General features: G+C 49.6%; 3 protein-coding genes and 1 tRNA gene. 2 read left to right on the top strand and 2 right to left on the bottom strand.

Features of this window, described 5'->3' with window-relative positions; all coding sequences use genetic code 11:
* Positions 1-70: transfer RNA gene (locus tag K2H17_RS05670), tRNA-Cys, on the top strand.
* Positions 71-118: 48 nt separating this feature from the next.
* On the opposite strand, the gene K2H17_RS05665 is transcribed toward K2H17_RS05670, so the two are convergent.
* Both K2H17_RS05665 and K2H17_RS05660 read right to left on the bottom strand, forming a co-directional pair.
* Complete coding sequence (locus K2H17_RS05665; RefSeq protein ID WP_300132429.1) at positions 119-2,113, bottom strand: KUP/HAK/KT family potassium transporter; 1,995 nt, start codon at positions 2,111-2,113, stop codon at positions 119-121.
* An 81-nt stretch (positions 2,114-2,194) separates the two neighbouring features.
* Positions 2,195-3,172 (bottom strand): calcium/sodium antiporter, encoded by a 978-nt coding sequence (locus K2H17_RS05660; RefSeq protein WP_300132426.1) that lies wholly within the window; start codon positions 3,170-3,172, stop codon positions 2,195-2,197.
* Between the two features lie 189 nt (positions 3,173-3,361).
* On the opposite strand from K2H17_RS05660, the gene K2H17_RS05655 reads away from it, so the two are divergent.
* On the top strand, positions 3,362-3,542 hold a 181-nt coding region (locus K2H17_RS05655), incomplete at its 3' end, for a hypothetical protein (protein WP_300132423.1).

The following is a 3,542-nucleotide window of genomic DNA, read 5'->3' as shown; positions in this document are numbered from 1 at the left end:
GTTCCTTGGCCGAGTGGTTAGGCACCGGTCTGCAAAACCGTTTACAGCAGTTCGAATCTGCTAGGAACCTCAAAAAGCCCGCAATTCTGCGGGCTTTTTCGTTATATCTTTCTGCCGGCTATTTGCCGATGGTGCGAATCTCTGTCGGACCGTTGCCGATCGGTGCGATCCGGCGAGTTGGGCGGGTGTCGATTATGAGAGGGACAATTTCTGTTGTTACGTTGCTGGTGTCAAGCCCGAATGCCTCACTCGCATTCATTTCCATGTGCCGCAGAATGGCGTGTAGGTTCATCAGTCGTTTATCTGCCGGAGCACACTGGCTGGAGGGGGAGAAGATGCGATGTAGGATAATGAATCTGAAGTCTCCTGTGATGCCGTGGCGTCTGAGTGAGGGGTAGCTGCTTGTCAGATCTATCTCGCCTGATGCGACAAGGTCCTCGATGGCCTGACGCAGATAGACGCTGACTTGCGGGCTGATACGGAATCCTATCCGGAATCTGAGGCTTATGAGTGTGCCCGGAATGATTACAGTCGGTTCATATTCAAGAGTGTCAGGGGCATCGGTGAATTCTACGCGCACAATCCAGTAGTGGTCGGCCCGCTTAGGGCGTTTATTGATTATAGAGTAGATCAGTTTGCTTTCGACTTCATCGGCATTGGAAGCCCGGCTCAGATAGACCAGATTGGAGGCATATTTCGGTATTTCGCTGTCGGATTTTATGTCGGATATTATATCGGTGTAATCGCCAAAGCGGTAATACTCGATGAATTTCTCACGTATTTTGGATGCTTTGTACCAGACGAGCATTACAGTGCATACTATTCCGGCAATAAGCACAGTAAACCAGCCTCCGTGCATGAATTTAAACATATTGGCGATGAAAAAGGCGCCTTCAATGGTCAGGAATGTGCCGGCAAAAACAGCGATGAGCCATCGGCTTACCCCTTTCAGGTGCAGATAGAAGGCAAGCAGTACTGTCGTCATCAGCATTGTGACCGTGATGGCGAGTCCATAGGCGGCTTCCATGTGGGAGGATGTCCGGAAGATCAGAATTGTGAGCACACAACCGATGTAGAGAGCGAGATTGATCATTGGAATATAGAGCTGTCCTTTGATCGTCGAGGGATATTTGATGTGGAGTCGTGGCCAGAAATCGAGGCTCATGGCTTCGCTGAATATGGTGAACGATCCGCTCAGCAGAGCCTGGCTGGCTATGATTGCGGCCCCGGTGCTGATCAGGATGCCGGCGGGAAGGAACCAGCGTGGCATGATCGAGTAGAACGGATTGACGGCATCGGCGATCTCGCTTCCCTGTGAGATCAGCCATGCGCCTTGGCCGAGGTAGTTCAGAATGAGCATTGTTTTGATGAAGGCCCAGCTGTAAGTGATGTTCCGGCGTCCGCAGTGTCCGAGATCCGAATAGAGGGCTTCAGCGCCGGTTGCACAGAGGAATACAGCACCGAGTATCAGAAACCACCCAGGGTAGTTGATCAGAAGTTTGGCTGCATACCAAGGGTTGAAAGCTTTCATGATTGCCCAGTGGGAGGGAATATGTACCGATCCCAGCACTCCGAGCATCAGAAACCATCCGAGCATGAAGGGTCCGAAAAAGTTTCCGATTGTCTTTGTCCCCAGTCTTTGGACAAGAAAAATCCCGGTGATGATGACGAGGACTATCGGCAGAATCGGAGCGTTGGGACTTATGTCTCGGAGTCCTTCGACAGCAGAAGTGACTGTCATGGCCGGTGTGATCACTCCGTCGGCGATCAGTGCGCTTGCGCCGATGGCAGCCAGTACGTAGAGCCAGCGGTGGCGCATGTTTTTCAGAAGGGAATATAAGGCCAGAATGCCACCTTCGCCTTTATTATCGGCGCGGAGTGCGATGATCACATATTTCAGGGTGGTCTGTAATGTGAGAGTCCATATCACACACGAGACAGCTCCAATGATATAGTCCGGCCCGGCACCTGGATTAGCACCCGTTATGGCCTTCATCACATAGAGAGGTGAAGTGCCTATATCGCCGAAGACAATGCCTATGGTGATCAGCAGTGCGGAAAATGAGACCTTGTGTATATCCTCACTGTAAGAAGAAGTTGGGTTTCCTGACATAGGCGGTGACGAATAAGTTTATAAGAAAATTTAAGAAATTCTGATTACTTTCTTATAACATCCGTCTTGCAGGATTGGTTTTTATGCAGACTGCATGATCAGTACGGTCACATAGGCTATATAACCTGCGGTCAGAATGGCACCTTCCGTGCGTGTAATTGTCCGTTGTCTGAAAAACCATCCGAAAATCCAGAAAAGCAGGCTTGCGCAAGTCAGTACCAGCAGATCAAGGTTGCCGATCCCGCCAAAAGAGAGTGGCCTGACTGTCGCAGTGACTCCGAGCACCATAAAAATATTGAATATATTGCTGCCGATCACGTTTCCGAGAGCTATTCCGGTTTTTCCTTTCAGTGCGGCAGTGACAGAAGTGGCAAGTTCCGGCAATGATGTGCCTGCGGCGACGATGGTCAGTCCGATGATCGCATCGCTCACACCAAGCGCAGATGCTATGCCTGAAGCTCCGGCGACAAAACGGTCTCCTCCATATACGAGAGCGGCAAGGCCTCCGATGATCCAAAGGACGGATTTCCATAACGGCATAATCTTGTTGTCGCCTTTTATTTCGGCCTCCTGGCCCTCCTGAGGCGTGGATTTGGCCTGAGCGAAAGTATAGCGCATGAAGATGGTAAAGAAGAGCAGCAGTAAGATTCCGTCAACCCTGGAGACCACAGAGCTTGTGTCACCATCAAGTATCGGCCCGTTGCCGATTACCAGAAGTGCGATGGCAGAGAGTATGACCAGTGGAATTTCGTTGGTCATAATGCTTTTCTCGATTTTGATTGGTGAGAACATAGCTGTGACACCGATAATGACCAGAATGTTGAAGATATTACTGCCGACAACATTGCCGACAGCCATTTCCGCACTTCCGTTGAGAGCGGAAATAAAACTGATGGCCAGTTCCGGGGCTGAAGTGCCGAATGCGACAATGGTAAGTCCTATCACAAGATCGCTGACGCCCCAGCGTTTGGCGACCGCCGATGCGCCGTCGGTCAGTGTATTGGCGCCGACGAGGATCAGCACCAGTCCTAAGAGTAGAAACAAGATGTTCAGAAGCATAGTTTCAATAGTCTGTTAACGTGAACTTAAAATGAAAACTTTCGGATTATGATCATGAAACAAATCTATGAGCTTGATTGTTGATATTGTTCCGCAAAGATACTCAATTGGGGGTGTTCATCAGAGAAAAACAGCGTCATAAATGCAAAAAATATTTTTTGAAATATCTCAAATATCGGTTATCTTTGCATGGAAAATCACAATAAAGCAACCTTAATTGCCTACAACGCAACCCTTTTTATCATGGAAAATAACAAGAAACTATCAATGAGCCGCAACCATGTGGAGCGGACATTGGGCAAGCCGGCATCGGAGTTCAACCCCCCCCCGACCAATTGGGATAGCGGGGGACGGGGTAAGAAAATCAGCG

This window comes from Duncaniella sp. (genome assembly GCF_029054785.1).
GTDB lineage: Bacteria > Bacteroidota > Bacteroidia > Bacteroidales > Muribaculaceae > Duncaniella.
The sequence above is the reverse complement of the archived record's forward strand: the minus strand, read 5'-3'. Positions and strand labels throughout refer to the sequence as shown.